This window comes from Arthrobacter sp. AG258, assembly GCF_004364695.1.
Taxonomy (GTDB): domain Bacteria; phylum Actinomycetota; class Actinomycetes; order Actinomycetales; family Micrococcaceae; genus Arthrobacter.
On the sequence record NZ_SOBI01000005.1, the window covers coordinates 214,089 to 231,791 of the forward strand.

At 66.6% G+C, this 17,703-nt stretch carries 18 protein-coding genes; 14 read left to right on the forward strand and 4 right to left on the reverse strand.

Annotation, left to right across the window (positions count from 1 at the left end; all coding sequences use genetic code 11):
* Nucleotides 1-59 precede the first annotated feature (59 nt).
* Both DFO47_RS12500 and DFO47_RS12505 read right to left on the reverse strand, forming a co-directional pair.
* Nucleotides 60-1,340, reverse strand: a complete 1,281-nt coding sequence (locus DFO47_RS12500; RefSeq protein WP_133831840.1) for a sugar ABC transporter substrate-binding protein — start codon at nucleotides 1,338-1,340, stop codon at nucleotides 60-62.
* A gap of 264 nt (nucleotides 1,341-1,604) precedes the next feature.
* Complete coding sequence (locus tag DFO47_RS12505) at nucleotides 1,605-2,465, reverse strand: hypothetical protein (protein WP_133831841.1); 861 nt, start codon at nucleotides 2,463-2,465, stop codon at nucleotides 1,605-1,607.
* A 191-nt stretch (nucleotides 2,466-2,656) separates the two neighbouring features.
* On the opposite strand from DFO47_RS12505, the gene DFO47_RS12510 reads away from it, so the two are divergent.
* The 8 genes from DFO47_RS12510 to DFO47_RS12545 all read left to right on the forward strand — a co-directional run bounded on the left by DFO47_RS12510 (nucleotide 2,657) and on the right by DFO47_RS12545 (nucleotide 10,788).
* Nucleotides 2,657-3,457 (forward strand): TIM barrel protein, encoded by an 801-nt coding sequence (locus DFO47_RS12510; RefSeq protein WP_109045609.1) that lies wholly within the window; start codon nucleotides 2,657-2,659, stop codon nucleotides 3,455-3,457.
* Nucleotides 3,458-3,507: 50 nt separating this feature from the next.
* The gene (locus tag DFO47_RS12515; protein WP_018760864.1) at nucleotides 3,508-4,386 is read left to right on the forward strand and encodes a 2-hydroxy-3-oxopropionate reductase; all 879 of its coding nucleotides are present in this window, start codon (nucleotides 3,508-3,510) and stop codon (nucleotides 4,384-4,386) included.
* Nucleotides 4,387-4,544: 158 nt separating this feature from the next.
* The gene (gene gcl / locus DFO47_RS12520; RefSeq protein ID WP_133831842.1) at nucleotides 4,545-6,335 is read left to right on the forward strand and encodes a glyoxylate carboligase; all 1,791 of its coding nucleotides are present in this window, start codon (nucleotides 4,545-4,547) and stop codon (nucleotides 6,333-6,335) included.
* A gap of 2 nt (nucleotides 6,336-6,337) precedes the next feature.
* Nucleotides 6,338-7,531, forward strand: a complete 1,194-nt coding sequence (locus DFO47_RS12525; protein ID WP_133831843.1) for a glycerate kinase — start codon at nucleotides 6,338-6,340, stop codon at nucleotides 7,529-7,531.
* Nucleotides 7,524-8,867, forward strand: coding sequence for an allantoinase AllB (allB, locus tag DFO47_RS12530; RefSeq protein WP_109045606.1), 1,344 nt, complete (start codon nucleotides 7,524-7,526; stop codon nucleotides 8,865-8,867). Before DFO47_RS12525 ends, allB begins: the two co-directional genes overlap by 8 nt.
* A gap of 9 nt (nucleotides 8,868-8,876) precedes the next feature.
* The gene (locus tag DFO47_RS12535; protein ID WP_133831844.1) at nucleotides 8,877-9,527 is read left to right on the forward strand and encodes a winged helix-turn-helix domain-containing protein; all 651 of its coding nucleotides are present in this window, start codon (nucleotides 8,877-8,879) and stop codon (nucleotides 9,525-9,527) included.
* Between the two features lie 79 nt (nucleotides 9,528-9,606).
* On the forward strand, nucleotides 9,607-10,086 hold the full coding sequence (gene bcp, locus DFO47_RS12540; protein WP_018760859.1) for a thioredoxin-dependent thiol peroxidase: 480 nt from the start codon (nucleotides 9,607-9,609) through the stop codon (nucleotides 10,084-10,086).
* A 129-nt stretch (nucleotides 10,087-10,215) separates the two neighbouring features.
* Nucleotides 10,216-10,788: a GNAT family N-acetyltransferase gene (locus DFO47_RS12545; protein WP_133831845.1), complete on the forward strand. Its 573-nt coding sequence runs from the start codon at nucleotides 10,216-10,218 to the stop codon at nucleotides 10,786-10,788.
* Between the two features lie 201 nt (nucleotides 10,789-10,989).
* Here the strand turns inward: DFO47_RS12545 and DFO47_RS12550 are convergent, their stop codons facing one another.
* Nucleotides 10,990-11,271: a hypothetical protein gene (locus DFO47_RS12550; RefSeq protein ID WP_240617774.1), complete on the reverse strand. Its 282-nt coding sequence runs from the start codon at nucleotides 11,269-11,271 to the stop codon at nucleotides 10,990-10,992.
* 258 nt (nucleotides 11,272-11,529) lie between these two features.
* Here DFO47_RS12550 and DFO47_RS12555 point away from each other — a divergent pair, with 258 nt between their 5' ends.
* From DFO47_RS12555 to DFO47_RS12570, 4 genes are read left to right on the forward strand one after another with little or no spacing between them, the layout of a single operon-like run.
* Nucleotides 11,530-12,645 carry a SpoIIE family protein phosphatase gene (locus DFO47_RS12555; protein WP_018760855.1) on the forward strand — a complete coding sequence of 372 codons (1,116 nt, stop codon included), beginning with the start codon at nucleotides 11,530-11,532 and terminating at the stop codon, nucleotides 12,643-12,645.
* On the forward strand, nucleotides 12,642-14,600 hold the full coding sequence (locus DFO47_RS12560; RefSeq protein ID WP_109045601.1) for a glycosyltransferase: 1,959 nt from the start codon (nucleotides 12,642-12,644) through the stop codon (nucleotides 14,598-14,600). Before DFO47_RS12555 ends, DFO47_RS12560 begins: the two co-directional genes overlap by 4 nt.
* Nucleotides 14,600-14,932 (forward strand): STAS domain-containing protein, encoded by a 333-nt coding sequence (locus DFO47_RS12565; RefSeq protein WP_018760853.1) that lies wholly within the window; start codon nucleotides 14,600-14,602, stop codon nucleotides 14,930-14,932. Before DFO47_RS12560 ends, DFO47_RS12565 begins: the two co-directional genes overlap by 1 nt.
* Entirely contained in the window at nucleotides 14,925-15,350 is a 426-nt protein-coding gene (locus DFO47_RS12570; protein ID WP_018760852.1) for an ATP-binding protein, read from the forward strand. The genes DFO47_RS12565 and DFO47_RS12570 overlap by 8 nt, the downstream gene beginning before the upstream one ends.
* A gap of 12 nt (nucleotides 15,351-15,362) precedes the next feature.
* Here DFO47_RS12570 and DFO47_RS12575 read toward each other — a convergent pair whose 3' ends face one another.
* Complete coding sequence (locus DFO47_RS12575) at nucleotides 15,363-16,589, reverse strand: GAF domain-containing sensor histidine kinase (protein WP_133831846.1); 1,227 nt, start codon at nucleotides 16,587-16,589, stop codon at nucleotides 15,363-15,365.
* A 255-nt stretch (nucleotides 16,590-16,844) separates the two neighbouring features.
* On the opposite strand from DFO47_RS12575, the gene uraD reads away from it, so the two are divergent.
* Together uraD and uraH are read left to right on the forward strand one after the other, a co-directional pair.
* On the forward strand, nucleotides 16,845-17,342 hold the full coding sequence (gene uraD, locus DFO47_RS12580) for a 2-oxo-4-hydroxy-4-carboxy-5-ureidoimidazoline decarboxylase (protein WP_133831968.1): 498 nt from the start codon (nucleotides 16,845-16,847) through the stop codon (nucleotides 17,340-17,342).
* A complete protein-coding gene (gene uraH, locus DFO47_RS12585) occupies nucleotides 17,339-17,677 on the forward strand; it encodes a hydroxyisourate hydrolase (protein ID WP_018760849.1) in 339 nt (112 codons plus the stop codon). Before uraD ends, uraH begins: the two co-directional genes overlap by 4 nt.
* The last annotated feature ends 26 nt before the right edge of the window (nucleotides 17,678-17,703 follow it).

Genomic DNA, 17,703 nt, shown 5'->3' on the forward strand with positions numbered 1-17,703 from the left:
TCTTCCGCTGGTTGGGGCCGCGGCCGGCGCCGGTAGTTCAGGCGCCGGCCGCGGGGGTCTTACTTAAGGAGATCCTCGATCTGCTTCTTGGCATCGGCGAGGAGGGTTGCGGAGTCACCACCGGCAACAGCCTTCTGAAGCATGGGAACCAGAACGGTGTCCACGATCTGCTGCCACTTCTCGGTAGCAGGTCGCGTGGCAGTGGCCTTGCCGTTGAGGGTTTCAATCAGTGGCTTGAAGCTCTCGTAGCCGGGCATGTCCTGGTACTTCTCGAAGGCAGAGATGCGCGCGGCCAGGCCCAGGTTGGATTCGATGCCTTTGTCGTTGTAGTCGTAGGCGCACTTCACGAATTTCTTGGCGGCGTCCACGTTCTTGGTGGCCTTCGGGACGGTCAGGTACCAGGGTCCGGGGACGCCGCCGATGCCGGCCGAGCCGGCGATCATCGGGGCAGCGCCAACCTTGCCTGCAACCGGGGAGTCCTTGGGGATCTGGCGGTAGGCGTGGGCCCAGAACCGGGTCATGGCGGTCTTGCCCTGGTTGAACAGGTTTTGCGCGGCAGCCCAGTCCACCTGGGCGGCCCCGGACGGGGCGTCCTTGACCAGGCTGGTGTAGAAGTCCAGGGCTTCCTTGTGGGCGGCGTTGTCGATGACCACCTTGTTGTTAGCGTCCAGCACCATGGGCGAGCCGGCCTGCAGCACGTGGGCGAGCCACTCGGTTTCCACGCCGCCCTTCACGTCCGTACCGAACATGCCGTCCTTGGTGAAGAACGCGGAAATGTCCTGGTACTGCTTCCAGGTGGTGGGAGCCGCCAGGTCGTAACCGTACTTCGCTTTGAAATCGGCCTTGTTCTTGGCATCTTCGAAAAGATCCTTGCGGTAAAGGATGATCTCGGCGTTCGTCCAGGCGGGCATGCCGATGAAGTGGCCGTCAACGTTGGCTTCCTTCACCAAGGCCGGGAAGATATCCTTTTTGGCTTCATCGGTAAAGAGTTCGTCGATGGGCTGGACCGCGTCCTTGAAGCTGGGGAGCCAGACTGAGTCCAGGGCGGCGACGTCGAAGGAAACGTTGCCGGAGGAAAATTCGCTGGAGAGCCGGTTGAACATGCCGTCATAGGGCAGTTCGACGAAGTTGACGTCGACGCCGGCTTCCTTCTTGCACTGTTCGGCGACGCCGGTCAGCTCGGCGTGGCCGCCGGCTTCGACCAGGACGTTGACCGTGTTGGTGCCGGCACTTCCCGACGTGGCGGCCGGGCCCCCTGCGCCGCACCCGGAGGCGACCAGGGCGACAGCGGTGCAGATGCCGCCGATGGCGAGCCTGTTGATGAATTTACGAGTGGACATCGCTGTCGACTCACTTTCTCTCGAACGGAATGGTGAGAATGAGCTTGGGGTGAAAAATCGTTTTGCCAAAACGACTTGGCAACACTGTAGGACCCCATTCCGTGGAGTGTCAAGTGTCACACCAGCTGGAAATTCGGCCATTGACGCAGCTCGGGATCCGGACTTAGTGTGGTTCTCACTGCCGAGAAGAATCGTTTTGGCGCGCGTTGGCAGGACGGCTGCAGCGCGCGTCAACTACCAGAGACGCGCCACATGGAAGCTCCGTCAGGCAGCGACCGGCACCACGAGGAGGTGCCCGGCCGGCAGTCCGCTGCTCCAGCGCCGCGGCTCGCGGATCACGAACTGCGTCGCCAGCTGCTCGGGACTGAGCAGGCTGTTGGGCGCCGGCGATGGCCCCCACTGCGTGCTGCCGTAGGGATAGAGGGGATCAAGGACGTGGATGCCCGTGACGGAGAAGTCGGCGAACTGCCGGGGGTCGCCCAGCGACTCAAAGCCGCTCATCACCCAAGCATGGCGGCCACTCCACATGACCAGCCCCACCGGCCTTCCCGTCTCGGCCATGGCGCGCGCGGCAGTGCGGAGCGCCTCGCCATAGTCCGGGATGCTGACCACCCGATACGGACCCATTCCCGATTCGGTCAGCACTTGCGCCCAGCCATAGGGGTTGGCGCCATTGAACGAGTCGGACGAGCGGGCGCGGGCCATTTCCCACAAATCGCTTTGCTGCGCCCTGTCAGCCCAGCCGCTTCCCCCGGTGTCGTCGATGAGGTTATGGGCCATCTGGATGCTCGCGGCAACACACCAGTCGAAGGTGTACTGGGGAACGAAGTCACCCTCCCGGTACAGGTTCAGGGCGAAGGGCTGCGGAGCCGGTGCGGGCGGAGCCGGGGTCGGCTCGGCAGCCGGTGAAGAACCAGGCGTCGATGCCGTCGCGGGCGCAGGCGGCGGAGTCAGGGCGTCGCCGGTCTCCGCCACCGCCAGGCCGGCAGACGCCGTTCCGGATGGTGCAGCCGTTGACACAGGCTCCGTAGCCGCCTCCGGAAGGCCCGTCGTCGGCGTGCAGGCCGTAAGGAATCCGGCCAGGGCGACCACCCAAGCCAAAACGCGCAGGCGGGCACCGGCCATGATCGATTGACTCCATCCCTGAGGAGCGGGCTTACCTCCCTCCAGTGTCCTGCCCATGGCGCCCCTTGACTACCCCACCCCAGGATCCCTACACTTTTCATAAAGCAGAATCTAAATTCCACAAAGCGGAAACGGTGAAGACCGGGAAGCAAGGGAAGATAGATCAAAGCCCCTCCTCGGAAGGACCTACGATGACGTACACAGTGAACTGCTCCATCCTCCTTACGGAGCTGCCCCTGCTCGAGCGCCCGGCGGCCGCCAAGGCAGCCGGCTTCGACGCCGTCGAATTCTGGTGGCCCTTCGAAACCTCCGTCCCGGCCGACAGCGAGATCACGAAGTTCGAGAACGCCATCACGGATGCCGGCGTCCAGCTCACCGGCCTGAACTTCAACGCCGGCAACATGCCCGCCGGTGACCGCGGCCTGGTTTCCTGGAAGGGACGCTGCTCCGAGTTCAAGGACAACATCGACGTCGTCACCGGCATCGGCGAACGCCTGGGCTGCAAGGCCTTCAACGCCCTCTATGGCAACCGGCAGGACGAATTCACCCCTGAGGAGCAGGACGAGCTCGCCGTCAAGAACCTGGCGGCGGCAGCCCAAGGGGTCGCCCGCATCGGTGGCACCGTCCTCCTCGAACCGGTCAGCGGCGCACCCAAATACCCGCTCCTCACCGCCAACGACGCACTCAACGTCATCTCCCGCGTCAAGGAAGAGACCGGCGCCGGGAACATCAAGCTCCTCGCCGACTTCTACCACCTGGCCGTCAACGGCGACGACGTCGAATCCGTCATCGAAAAGCACGCCAAGGACTTCGGCCACATCCAAATCGCTGACAACCCCGGCCGTGGCGCCCCGGGCACCGGCACCCTCCCCTTGGGGGAATGGATCGCCCGCAGCCGCGAACTCGGATACCAGGGGTACATCGGCCTCGAGTACAAGGAACCACAGGAAACCGCCTTCAGCTGGGCCATCCGCGAACACGTCGCCCGGTAACCACCGCCGCACACACGCAAGACCCCCAAGACTTCAGAAAGAGAACCATCATGAGCAACGTCGCAGTCATCGGACTCGGAATCATGGGCCTGCCCATGGCCATCAACCTGGTCAAGGCCGGCCACTCCGTCACCGGTTTCAACCGCAGCCAGGACAAGATTGACAAACTGGTCTCCGAGGGCGGCACGGGCGCCTCGAGCATCGCGGACGCCGTCAAGGATGCCGACGTCGTCATCACCATGGTGCCGGACTCCCCCGACGTTGAAGGTGTGGTCAGCGGCAAGGACGGCGTCTTCGCCAATGCCAAGCAGGGCGCCCTGTGGATCGACGCCTCCAGCATCCGTCCCGACGTCGCCGTCCGCCTCGCCGCAGACGCCAAGGAAGCCGGCATCCGCCCCCTCGACGCCCCGGTCTCCGGCGGCGAACAGGGCGCCATCGACGCCGTCCTCTCCATCATGGTGGGCGGCGACAAGGCAGACTTCGACGACGCCCAGGACGTCCTGAACGCCGTCGGCAAGACCATCGTGCACGTGGGACCCTCCGGCTCCGGCCAGACCGTCAAAGCTGCAAACCAGCTGATCGTCGCGGTCAACATCGAGGTCCTCGGCGAAGCCATCGCCTTCCTCGAGGCCTACGGCGTGGACACCGACGCCGCCCTCAAGGTCCTCGGCGGCGGCCTGGCCGGCTCCAAGGTCCTGGAGCAGAAGGGCCAGAAGATGCTGGACCGCAACTTCGACCCCGGCTTCCGCCTGGCCCTGCACCACAAGGACCTGGGCATCGTCACCTCCGCCGCCCGTGAAGCCAACGTGGCCATCCCGCTCGGCGCCATCGCCGCCCAGCTCGTCGCCGCCACCGTCAACCAGGGCGACGGCGCACTGGACCACTCCGGACTCTTCAAGCAGGTCCTCCAGCTCAGCGGCCGGAAGTAGCCACTCCCCGCGCAGCCGGGACAAAAAGCGCGGAAACAAGCACTTAAGCGGGGAGCCCGCCGTCGTGGATTACGACGGCGGTCCCCCCACCACACCCAAAAACAGGTTTCGACAGGCTCAACCACCGGGCCCGACCACAAGCTTTCAAGGAGCACCCCATGAGCAAGATGCGTACCGTTGATGCAGCGGTAGCCATCCTGGAAAAGGAAGGCGCCATCGAGGCGTTCGGCCTGCCAGGCGCTGCCATCAACCCCTTCTACTCGGCCATGCGCGCCCACGGCGGCATCCGCCACACCCTTGCCCGCCACGTCGAAGGCGCCAGCCACATGGCCGACGGCTTCAGCCGCGCCAAGGACGGGAACATCGGCATCTGCATCGGCACCTCCGGCCCCGCCGGCACCGACATGGTCACCGGCCTCTACGCCGCCTGGGCCGACTCCATCCCCATGCTCTGCATCACCGGCCAGGCACCCGTGGCCAAGCTGCACAAGGAAGACTTCCAGGCCGTGGACATCGAGTCCATCGCCAAGCCCGTCACCAAGATGGCCATGACCATCCTGGAGCCCGGCCAGGTTCCGGGCGCCTTTCAGAAGGCCTTCCAGCTGATGCGCTCCGGCCGCCCCGGCCCGGTTCTCCTGGACTTGCCCATCGACGTGCAAATGGCCGAGATCGAGTTCGACATCGATACCTACGAGCCGCTGCCTGTCGAGAAGCCGAAGGCCTCCCGCAAGCAGCTGGAAAAGGCCCTGGACATGCTCCTCGCCGCCAAGCACCCGCTGATCGTGGCCGGCGGCGGCATCATCAACGCCGGCGCCTCCGCGCAGCTGGTGGAACTGGCCGAAACCCTCAACATTCCGGTCATCCCCACCCTGATGGGCTGGGGCACCATTCCGGATGACCACCAGCTGATGGCCGGCATGGTGGGCCTGCAGACCAGCCACCGCTACGGCAACGAGAACTACCTGCAGAGCGACTTCGTGATCGGCATCGGCAACCGCTGGGCCAACCGCCACACCGGCGGCCTGGAAACCTACACCGCCGGCCGCACGTTCGTGCACATCGACATCGAACCCACCCAGATCGGCCGCGTATTCTCCCCTGACCTGGGCATCGCGTCCGACGCCGGTGCGGCGCTGGCCGGGCTGGTAGAGCTCGCCAAGGAGCGCAAGGCCGCCGGGTCCCTGCCGGACTACAGCGCCTGGGTTGCCGAGTGCCAGGACCGCAAGGCCTCCCTGCACCGCAAGACGCACTTCGAGAACATCCCCATCAAGCCGCAGCGCGTGTACGAGGAGATGAACAAGTCTTTCGGCCGCGACACCGTCTACGTATCCACCATCGGGCTTTCGCAGATCGCCGGCGCGCAGATGCTGCACGTGTTCGGCCCGCGCAAGTGGATCAACGCCGGCCAGGCAGGGCCCCTGGGCTGGACCGCCCCGGCAGCCCTCGGCGTCGCCCGTTCCAACCCGGAGCAGACCGTGGTGGCCCTGTCCGGCGACTACGACTTCCAGTTCATGATCGAGGAACTGGCCGTGGGCGCGCAGTTCAACCTCCCGTACATCCACGTGGTGGTGAACAACTCCTACCTGGGCCTGATCCGGCAGTCGCAGCGCGGCTTCAACATGGAGCAGAACGTGTCCCTGGCGTTCGAGAACATCAACAGCGCGCACCTGTCCGAGGACACCCGCGGCTACGGCGTGGACCACCTGAAGGTGGCCGAAGGCCTGGGCTGCAAGGCCGTCCGTGTGGAGGATCCCAGCGACCTCGCCGCCGCCTTCGACAAGGCCAAGGCTTTGATGGGCGAGTTCCAGGTTCCCGTGGTGGTGGAAGTGATCCTCGAGAAGGTCACCAACATCTCCATGGGCGTGGAAATCAACGCCGTGAACGAGTTCGAGGAACTGGCAGAGTCCGCCGCTGACGCCCCCACCGCCATCCTGGCACTGCAGGCGTAACCATGCGGATCGTGATTGCCCCGGACAAGTTCAAGGGATCCCTGTCCGCCCCGGAGGTGTGCAGGTTCCTCGAAAAGGGCCTGCAGCGCGGAGCCGGCGGCAACCTTGACGTCGTCCGGATTCCGGTGGCCGACGGCGGCGAGGGCACCCTCGACGCCGCCGTCGGCTCCGGCTTCACCCGCCGGACGGCAACGGTCACCGGTCCCACCGGCCAGCCGGTTGAAGCGGACTTCGCCGTCCGCGGGCACGAAGCGGTCATTGAGATGGCCACCGCATCCGGGCTCGCCCTGGTACCGCGGACCAGCAAGGGCGCCCGGCCGGACGCGGCAGCAGCCACCACGGCGACGTCCCTGGGGACCGGCCAGCTGATCCGGGCAGCATTGGACGCCGGCTGCCGCCGCATCGTACTCGGCGTTGGGGGCAGCGCGAATACCGACGGCGGCGCGGGACTCATGCAGGGACTCGGCGCCCGTCTCCTGGACAGCAGGAACAACGAACTCCCACCCGGCGGCGCAGCCCTCGCCAACCTGCACAGCATCGATTTCACCCACTTTGAACCGCGCTTGGTGGACACCCGCTTCGTGCTGGCATCCGACGTCGACAACCCGCTGCTGGGCGCCCAGGGCGCCGCGGCGGTCTTCGGCCCGCAAAAAGGTGCCACCCCACAAGACGTCGGCATGCTCGACGCCGCCCTGGCCAGGTTTGTCGAAGTCCTGGCCAGGGAAATCGGATTCCGCGCCGTCAAGGCCGCCGAGGCTCCCGGAGCCGGGGCGGCCGGCGGCGTGGGCTACGCCGCCATCGCCGTCCTGGCCGCAACGCGGCGGCCGGGCATCGACGTCGTCCTCGAATTCACGGAACTGGCGGACCGCCTGGCCGGCGCCGACCTGGTCATTACCGGCGAGGGCAGCCTGGACGAACAAAGCCTGCTCGGCAAGACCCCCATGGGTGTTGCCCGGGCCGCGGCGGCGCAAGGCGTTCCGGTCGTCGCCGTCTGCGGCCGGACCACCCTGGACCACGGGCAGGCGTCGGCCGCAGGATTCGACGATGTTTACGCTTTGACGGCGCTCGAATCAGATGTAAACAGGTGCATAGCAGAGGCAGGGCCGCTGCTGGAGCAGCTGGGCACCCAAATCAGTGCGGGGCTGGCGGCCAACAGGCCTGCCACCGCAAGTACCAAGGAGGACCTCCGTGTCTGAAGAACGTTTTGACCTCGTCATCCGGGGCCGGCGCATCCTGACCACCGCCGGGATTGCCCCACGCGAGGTGGGCGTCCGCAACGGCAGGATCGTGGCCCTCGAACCGCTCGGCAACGGCCTTGCCGGCGCCGAAGTCATCGAACTGGCTGATGACGAAACGCTGCTCCCGGGCCTGGTGGACACGCACGTCCACGTCAACGAGCCCGGCCGCACCGAATGGGAGGGCTTCGCGTCCGCCACCCGGGCCGCGGCAGCCGGCGGGGTGACCACCATCATCGACATGCCGCTGAACTCCGTCCCGCCCACCACCACGGTGGAAAACCTCAAGCTCAAGCGCGAGGTGGCCGAGGACCAGGCGTTCATCGACGTCGGATTCTGGGGTGGCGCCATCCCCGGCAACAAGGCCGACCTGCGCCCCCTGCACGATGAGGGCGTCTTCGGCTTCAAGTGCTTCCTCCTGCACTCCGGCGTGGACGAGTTCCCGCACCTGGACGCGGACGAGATGGAAGAGGACATGGCCGAACTCAAGTCCTTCGACTCGCTCATGATCGTCCATGCCGAGGACTCGCACGCCATCGACCGTGCCCCGCACCCCGGCGGCGACCACTACTCCACCTTCCTGGCCTCCCGCCCGCGCGGCGCCGAGAACAAGGCCATCGCGGAAGTCATCGAACGGGCCCGCTGGACGGGCGCCCGGGCACACATCCTGCACCTGTCGTCGTCGGACGCACTGCCCATGATCGCCTCCGCCAAGCGCGACGGCGTCAAGCTCACCGTGGAGACGTGCCCGCACTACCTGACCCTGATGGCGGAGGAAATCCCGGACGGCGCCACCGCCTATAAGTGCTGCCCGCCCATCCGGGAGGCCTCCAACCGGGAGCTCCTCTGGGAGGGGCTGCAGGACGGCACCATCGACTGCATCGTCTCTGACCACTCCCCCTCCACCCTGGACCTGAAGGACCTGGAGAACGGCGACTTCGCCGTCGCCTGGGGCGGCGTCTCCTCGCTGCAGCTGGGCCTGTCCCTGATCTGGACCGAGGCGCGGCAGCGCGGCATCCCGCTGGAGCAGGTAGTGTCCTGGATGGCTGAAAAGCCCGCCAACCTGGCCCGCCTCGGCAACAAGGGCCAGCTGGCCCTTGGCTACGACGCCGACTTCGCCGTCTTCGCCCCGGACGAGGCTTTCGTGGTGGACGTCTCCAAGCTCAAGCACAAGAACCCCATCACTCCCTATGACGGCAAGGCCCTGTCCGGCGTGGTCCGCAAGACCTTCCTCCGCGGCGCCGTGGTGGACGGCCAGACCCCCACGGGCAAGCTGATCCGCCGCGGCGGCGTATAAGGACCGGCCATGGCAGTGGAAGCCCATCATCCGCGGCCGGCGGCCGCGCACCAGGTTCCAGCCAGGCGGGCCACCGCTTACGGGCTGGCCCTGTGGGTGGTTCCGGCTGAGGGCGCGAGCCCGGAACTCCTGCGCCACGCCGCCCGCATGGTCCTCGCCAAAGCCTTGCAAACTGCTCCGGAGGCGGAAGTCCATTGGCCTGCCGCCGGAGCCCCCACGTCCGCCGCGGAGGGAGCCGCAAACCACTCCTCCCGCACTCCCTCCGCGGCGGAGGACCCCTGCCCGGCACAGCCGGGGGACGCCGACGGCACCCTGCTCCCGCCGTCGGCCGGGCCCGTCAGCCGGGTGGCCGTTGACCTCGCGGCCGATGCCGTCCTGCTGGACGGGACGCCGGTGGCCCTCACCGGCGTCGAATACAAGGTGCTGCACTACCTGGTGACCCACCTGTCCCGCACGGTAGGCCGGGAGGAACTGCAACAGTTCCTGGAGTCCCTGGCGTTTCCCGGCGCCACTGCACGGTCCATCGACGTGTACGTGGGGAGGATCCGCAGGAAACTGGGCAATGCCCGCCATGCCGTGGCCACCGTTCGCGGCGGCGGCTACCAGTTTGTTCCCGGTCCGCACGCAACCGTTCGGGGTCCGGCGGAATACTGCATATGACGCAGGAGTTGTATCACCAAGCGGCAAACCGCTTCACTGGATGTTTGGCCATCACTGACCAGTCTTACAAAGGAACGCCATGAGCCCCACCCTGACCACCAAGCTTCAGCCCGGCACGCCGGCTCCTGAGTTCACCCTCCGGGACGCCCAAGGCCGGGAGACCTCGTTGGCCGATTACCGTGGCAAGAACGTCATCGTGTACTTCTACCCCAAAGCCGCCACTCCCGGCTGCACCACCGAGGCCTGCGACTTCCGCGACAGCCTGTCCTCCCTGCAGGGCAAGGGCTACGAGGTTGTCGGCGTCTCCCCCGACGCCCAGGAGGCCCTGGCCGGCTTCACCGGTGATTTCTCCCTGACCTTCCCCCTGCTCTCAGACCCCGACCACACTGTCGCCCTGGCCTACGGAGCCTGGGGCGAGAAGCTGGTCAACGGCGAAATCCACGAAGGAATCGTCCGCTCCACCGTAGTGGTGGACCCCGAAGGCAAGGTCACCCTGGCCCAATACCAGGTGCAGGCCGACGGGCACGTCGCCCGCCTGAAGGAAGCCCTCGGCATCTAGACCTGCCTCCGCTTCCCGCAGCTGTTTCCCGAACGCCCCTGCACGTGGTGCAAGGGCGTTCGGCGTTCCCGGGACGGCACTTCCCCGGGTGCGTTGCCTGCGGCCGGCAGCCGGTGGAAGGATGGCGGGATGGCCATCGAGGTACGCCCGGCAACGGTTTTCGAGGACGTCATGACCATGGTGGGGCCCAAGCGCCCTGACGCGACGGTCTGCTGGTGCCTGAGCTACCGGATCCCGTCCCAGCAGAACGTCGCGCTGCGCGCTGAGGAACGTGGCGCGCTGGTTAAGGAATTGGTGGCCCAGGACCCGCCGCCGGGGGTCCTGGCGTACGACGGCGGCGAGGTGGTTGGATGGGCCGCGGTCCACCCCCGTGCGGACACCAGCTTCGCCCGGAACCGGAAAATTCCACACGTGGACGGACTGGACGCCTGGTCCGTGTGGTGCCTGCGAGTCCGTCCCGGACACCGCGGCAAGGGCATCTCGCACGTCCTCCTGGCCGGGGCGGTGGAAATGGCCCGCTCCTACGGGGCGCCGGCCATTGAGGGGTATCCGGTGGACAACGGCCGCAGCAAAGTGGACCTCACCATGGCCTACGTGGGCACCCGCAAACTCTTCGAAGACGCCGGGTTCGCCAAGGCCGCGGAAACGGACTCGGTGCTCAATGGCTTCCCTCGTGTCCTGATGAGGCTGGCGCTGCCCTGAACCTTCCCGGCCCGGGACCCGGAAGTGGCAGGTGCTACTTGCGGCGCCAGTACTTCCCCCAGTCAACCTCCATGGCCCACAACGCCAACAACAGCGCGTCCATGGTCATGAGTCCCGCCAAAAGGTACGCCCAGCCTGCCAACACGCCCACTGCAATCTCCTGACTATCCCCAGCCAATCGATTGCTGCTAAGTCTGGCACCTACAGCGCCGCTAAGGAATGCCCGCTTCCCGCAGTCTTTAAAAGATTCGCGAACCTGCTGTGGGCCTCGGTCTCCACCTTGAGCCGCCGGGTCAGCTTCTCCACGTGCCGGGACATCTCCTCCCCCACGGGGAGGCGGTCGCCGGGCCAGCTCGAAACTTCCCGCGATTCGGCGAGCGCCTGCTCCAGGTCCTTGGCCGCGGCCCGCACTTTCCGTGCGTGGAAGTACAGCCGGATCAGGGCCCTGGCCTTGTCCGCCCCTCTGTTCCTGACGTCTTCCATGGGCTTCCCCGCCTTCCGCAAGCTGTACAGTCTCCGCGCGGTCGTCGTCGTATCCTGATGCCCGGAAGCTGCTGCGTTCCTTCGAGTGTGCGCGGGCTTCCTCAACGTCTCGGCAAGCAGGTGCCAAGATTTCCGCAAGATCTGCTGGGTGCCCCGCGGCTGGGGCGGAAGGACCGGAAACCGCCCTGTCAGCCAAGTCACCGGAAACTGTGAAGCATAAGACATGCCCTGTGCGGCTTAATACGGTTAAGTAGAGCTATGGTCTCTCCCTCCGAATCCCGCCGTGCGGTGGTCATCGAAGATGACCCGGACATTCGCGGCCTGCTGGTCCGTGTCCTGGCGAAGCAGGGCTTCGATGTCACCCACGCCGGAGCCGGCCTGCCGGGGGTGGAAGAAGTCCGCCTCCGCAAGCCCGATCTGGTGACCCTGGACCTGAACCTCCCCGACCTCGACGGTCTGGAAGTGTGCAAACTCCTGCGCGAATTCTCCGACGCATTCATCGTGATGCTCACGGCACGGGCCGACGAACTGGACAAGCTGACAGGCCTGGACAACGGCGCCGATGAATACATCAGCAAGCCGTTCAGCCCGCGGGAGCTGCAGTCCCGCATCAACGCACTGTTCCGGCGCCGGCCCTCCGCTGCCGCCGAATCCGCGGCCCGGGGCGAGCTGGAACGCGCCACCGAGGTACAGCAGAGCCTGCTGCCCAAGGAGGACATCCGGATGGACGGCTATGACGTGGCCGGCATCTTCCGCCCCTCGCGCAACGTGGGCGGCGACTTTTACGACTGGTACCAGACGCCCGAAGGTCTCCACCTGACGTTCGCGGACGCCATGGGCAAGGGGATGGGCGCCGCCCTGATCGCGGCCACCGTCCGGGCCGTCATGCGCTCCACCGGCCAGCGGCAGGACCTCGACGCCGGTTTCGCCTCCGCCAGCAAGGCGATCGCCACGGACCTGGATTCCTCCAACTCATTCGTGACCCTGTTCCATGCCCGGCTCGACGCATCCTCCGGAAAGGTCAGCTACGTCGACGCCGGACACGGCCTGGCGCTGCACGTCCAGCCCGTCGGGCCTGCGGCACGCCTTCCTTCCGGCGGACCACCGGTGGGCGCATGGCCCGGGACACAGTGGCCGCATGCGGAACTGGAGCTGGCCCCCGGGGACACCCTGGTGGTGGTCAGTGACGGCGTCCTGGACGTCTTCGCATCGGTGGAGGACTTCACCGACGCCGTCCGGGCGGCCACGCAGTCCGCCGGCTCCGCGCATGAGGCCAGCAACGCCATCCTGGCCCTGGCGCCGGCCGACACCGCGGAGGATGACGTCACTGTGGTTGTGGTCCGTCGGCTGCCCGCAGAGGACGCGGCCGCATGACCCGTTTCTGGACCCGCCTGGTGGTGGTCCTCACCGTCCTGACAGGCCTGAACTACATCGCCTGGCGCTGGATGTCCTCCCTGAACTGGGACGCGTGGTGGATCGCGCTGCCGCTGGTGGCCGCAGAAACCTACAGCCTCATCGACGTCATGCTCTTCGGGATGACCGTGTGGAACCTGAAGATCCGCAAGGGCGCCCCCGAACCGCCCCATGACGCCACCGTGGACGTCTTCATCACCACGTACAACGAGGACCTGGACATGGTCCTGACCACGGCGCTGGCGGCCCAGAAGATCCGCCACCCGCACAGCACCTGGATCCTGGACGACGGCGCCCGGCCCGAGCTCAAGGCCCTGTGCGAACAGCACGGCCTGGGCTACGTCACCCGCAGCGAGGACTGGACCAAGGACCTCCCCCGCCATGCCAAGGCAGGAAACCTCAACAACGCGCTGATGGTCACCGACGGCGAATTCCTGCTGATCCTGGACGCGGACCAGATCCCCGAACCGGACATCCTGGAAAAGACCCTGGGCTACTTCAACAACCGGCGCGTGGCCCTGGTCCAGACTCCCCAGTACTTCAGCAACGTCCCGGCCAGCGACCCCCTGGGCAGCCAGGCGCCCCTGTTCTACGGCCCCATCCAGCAAGGCAAGGACGGCTGGAACGCCGCGTTCTTCTGCGGCTCCAACGCGATCCTCCGCCGCGAAGCCCTGATGCAGCTGGGCTTGGTGGGCTACGTCAAGGAAACCGAAAAGAGCATCCGCCGCGCCCTGGCCGCATCGCGCGCAGCCATCCGGCAGGCCCGCAAGTCCACTGATATCGACTCGCCGTTGGTGGCCGAGGTGCTGGACGAGGTGGAGGCCGCCACCCGGGAAGCCCAGCAGGAAGTGGACGCCGGCCAGCCCTTGGCCGAAGTCACCTACCGGGTACGCCGCCGGGTGGACGCCGCGGTGCAAACCCTGGTCCAGGCCGACGTCGCAGCGCTGCAGGCAGACCTCGAAGAGATCGCCGCCATGGAGCTGGCGCACGTGGGTGAGTCCGGCGTGCCCGTGGTGGCGGACGACGCTGTCCAGCGCATGTCCGCCCGCGACTGGTCGCCGCTGGGCGCGCTGGAATCTGTCCAGGCCGTGCTGGACGCCCTGACCGTGGAGCGGACCGGCGAGGCCCAGCCGGTCATGCCGCTGGCCACCATTTCCGTGACCGAGGACATGGCCACCGCCATGCGCATGCACGCGATGGGCTGGGAGAGCGTCTACCACCACGAAATCCTGGCCTATGGCCTGGCTCCGGAGGACCTGAAAACCATGCTCACCCAGCGGCTGCGCTGGGCGCAGGGAACCATCCAGGTGCTGCTCCGTGAAAACCCGCTGGTGCAGAAGGGCCTGAAGCTGGGCCAGCGCCTGATGTACTTCGCCACCATGTGGACGTACCTGAGCGGGTTCGCAGCCGTCATCTACTTCGCCGCCCCCATCATCTACCTGCTGCTGGGCATCCTGCCGGTGAGCAGCCTGAGCTGGGACTTCTTCATCCGGTTCATCCCGTTCATGGTGGTCAACCAGCTGCTGTTCGCGGTGGCCGGCCGTGGCATCCCCACCTGGCGCGGCCAGCAGTACAGCCTTGCCTTGTTCCCCACGTGGATCAAGGCATGCACGACGGCGGCGCGCAACGTATGGTTCGGCCGTCCCCTCGGGTTTGCGGTCACCCCCAAGGCGCGCCAAAGCGGCGGACCCAGCTGGAGCCTGATCCGGCCCCAGATCGTGGTGTCCGTCCTGCTGGCCGTCGCCGCCGTCGTCGGCATCATCCGCCTGGCCACCGGGCTGGCGGAACCGCTGGGCACCTTGGTCAATGTCATCTGGGTGGTCTTTGACCTGGTGGTCATGAGCATCCTGGTCCGCGCCGTGCTCTACAAGGGGTACGAACCGGCCGCAGAACCTGCAACAAGAGAGGAATCCTGATGGAGTTCAGTTATGAGGTCAAGGACTCATACGCGGAGGTCAAAGCGGACGGACGGCTGAACATGGTCTCCGCCCCGAAGCTGCGCGAGTTCGTCACCGACGTGATCGCCGGTGGGTCGAACCGGATCGTGGTCAACCTGGAAAACACCGCGTTCATGGACTCCTCGGGCCTTGGCGCGCTGATCGGGTGCCTGAAGGCGGCACGGCAGGCAGGCGGCGACCTCCGGATCGCCGCGGTGCAGCCGCAGGTGAACATGGTCCTGAAGCTGACCAGCATGGACAAGGTCCTCACGGCGTACACCACGGCCGAAGAGGCGTTCGGCAATGACTGAGGTCCTGGCCTCGCGCAGCTTCCGGGGGGCGGCCGCCGAGGATGCCATCGAAGCGGTCCACAACGACCTCGACAGCCTGTGGCTGGATGTTCCATTCGTCAACGACATGGACCAGATGACGTTCACCACCGCGGTCATCGAATCTGCGTCCAACATCGTCCAGCACGCCCAGCCCGCCGGTGAACGGGACGTGGAGCTGGGCGTGGAAACCACCGTGCAGCCCGCGCTGCTGCAGGCCCGCGTCAGTGCCTATTACGCCAAGCCGCCGTTCGGTCCGATGGAGGCTTCCACCCCGGACGAGGACGCCGAATCAGGGCGGGGCCTGGCGCTGATCGAAGCGTTGGTGACCACCGTGACGTTTGAACGCCAGGACGGCACCAACACGTGGGTGCTGTCCCGGACGTCCTCCCAGGACTAGGTTCGGGGCCGGCTACGGCCGGGCGGGGAACAGCACCGATACCGTCGCGCCACCGCCTGGTGTGTCACCAATGGCGAGTTCGCCGCCGTGCGCCTGGGCGATGCGCCGGGACGTCGCCAGCCCCAGCCCGGTCCCGGGCCCGTCGCCGGGGCGGTTCAGGCGGACCAACGGCTGGACCGCCCGTTCCCGGTCCGCAGGCAGGATCCCCTTGCCGTTGTCGGCCACGGTAAGGGTGGCGCCTTGGGGTCCTTCGCTGGCGCCGACGGTTATTCGCAGTGCACGGTCGGCGCGGCCATAGTTCAAGGAATTCGCCAACAGGTTCTGCACCAGCGTCCGCAACTGGGCCCGGTCCGCGAAGATTTCCGCGTCCTCGCACGAGATGCCGCTGCCGTAGCCCAGATCCACCCCCAGGTCCTGCGCGGCCTCGGCGGTGACGGCCAGCAGGGATACCCGTTCCGGGCGGATTTCGCCGTCCACCCTGGCATAGGACAGCACTTCTTCCAGCATGCCCAGCATGCGCCGGCCGCCGGTGCCAATCAGGTCCAGGTATTCCGCGGATGGGTCTGACGGCGTGATTCCGGGATCATCCTGTGCCAGCTCCACATATCCCAGGATGGTGGTCAGTGGAGTGCGAAGGTCATGGCTGACCCGGCCGGCGAATTCGGAGAGCAAAGCGTTGCTGCGCCACAGTTCGGCCAGGGCGTCGTTGAGCTGGAGGGTGCGGTGCTGCAGTTCCAGGAGTTCGACCACCTGGTGGGCCAACACCTCCAGCAGTTCGATCTGCTCCGGAGCAGGGAGTTTCGCCTCATCGGAGAACACGCACAGTGACCCAAGGACCAGTCCCGAGGATGTCTCCAACGGCACGGATGCGTAGAAGCGGACGTCGGCGATGCGGCCGGTGACGAACGGGTTGGCGGCGAACCGGGGATCCCGGGAAGCGTCCCGGACCACCGTGGTGCTGTGGTCGAGGAAGACCACGGCGCACATGGAATCCTCGCGGGCGCAGACCCCGGGGTCGATGCCATACGCAGCAATCTGGACCTGTTCACTGGACGTGATGATGTTGACCACGCTGTAGGGCACCCCGCACAGGGAGGCGGCGAGGCGGACCAGGTTCTCGAGCGCCTCCTGCGCCCCGTCATCAATCAGGCCCGCCGTGTCCCCCGCTGCCAATGGCAGCAGTCCGTAGGCCCGCAGGCCCGCGTCGCGTCCTGCATCCTGATCGGTCAGCACTTGCATAGCCGCCCCGTCCATAATTCCCTTGTGCCCCCAGTATCATCAGCGTGGGCCCGTGGCCCTTCCGCGATCCTACCGGCTGGCCCAAATGGCTGATGTACGCTCTTGACACGGGCGCCGGCCTGCCCTTAGATATTACGTATGCTGAAATAACAGTTCCATGATGCGGAAGCCGCTCGGATGATCGGCGCCGGGTCAACCGGCATCCGCATAGCCGTCACCATGGATGCCAGCATGACCACCAAGGAATACGCCAGCATGAAGCTTGCCGAATTCAACACCGCGGAGCCCGCCACGGCCCAGGCCACCCTCCGGCCCTGCATCGACGTCACCCGCTGGGTGGAGGCAGTGGCTGCAGCCCGGCCGTTCGCCAGCCGGGACGGGCTCCTGGCGTTCGCCGCGGACGCAGCCAAGCCGTTCACTCCCGCCGAAGTCGAAGCCGCCATGGCCCACCACCCGCGGATCGGGGAACGCCCGACGACGGCCGGCACCGAGGCGTCCATGTCCCGTTCCGAGCAGGCCGGGGTTGACCCGGCAGATACTGAGGCCGCAGAGGCCCTCGCCAGGGGGAACCGGGAGTACGAGGAAAAATTCGGCCGGGTCTTCCTGATCCGGGCCGCCGGACGCACCGCACCGGAAATCCTGCAGGCACTGAACCGGCGGCTCGCCAACTCCCCCGAAGAAGAAGACACCATCGTGGCCCAGCAGCTGCGCGAGATTGCCGTGCTGCGGCTTGAAGGACTGATCAGCGAATGAGCGTTTCCCACGTCACCACCCACATCCTTGACACCGGCGCCGGACGCCCGGCGGCGGGGGTCGCCGTCGTCCTTTCAAAGAACGACGCCGGCACCTGGCGCGAGCTGGCGGCCTCCAGCACCGACGCCGACGGCCGGGCAAAGGACCTGGGCCCCGAGCAGCTGGAACCCGGGCAGTACAAACTGAACTTCGCCACGGGAGAGTACTACGCCGGGCTGCAGACAGCCACCTTCTTCCCCGAGGTTGACCTGGTCTTCGAAGTGACCGGCCCTGAGCACTACCACGTCCCCCTGCTCCTGAGCCCGTTTGCCTACTCAACGTACCGCGGGAGCTAGCGCGGACGTCAGGGTCGACGTGTCAA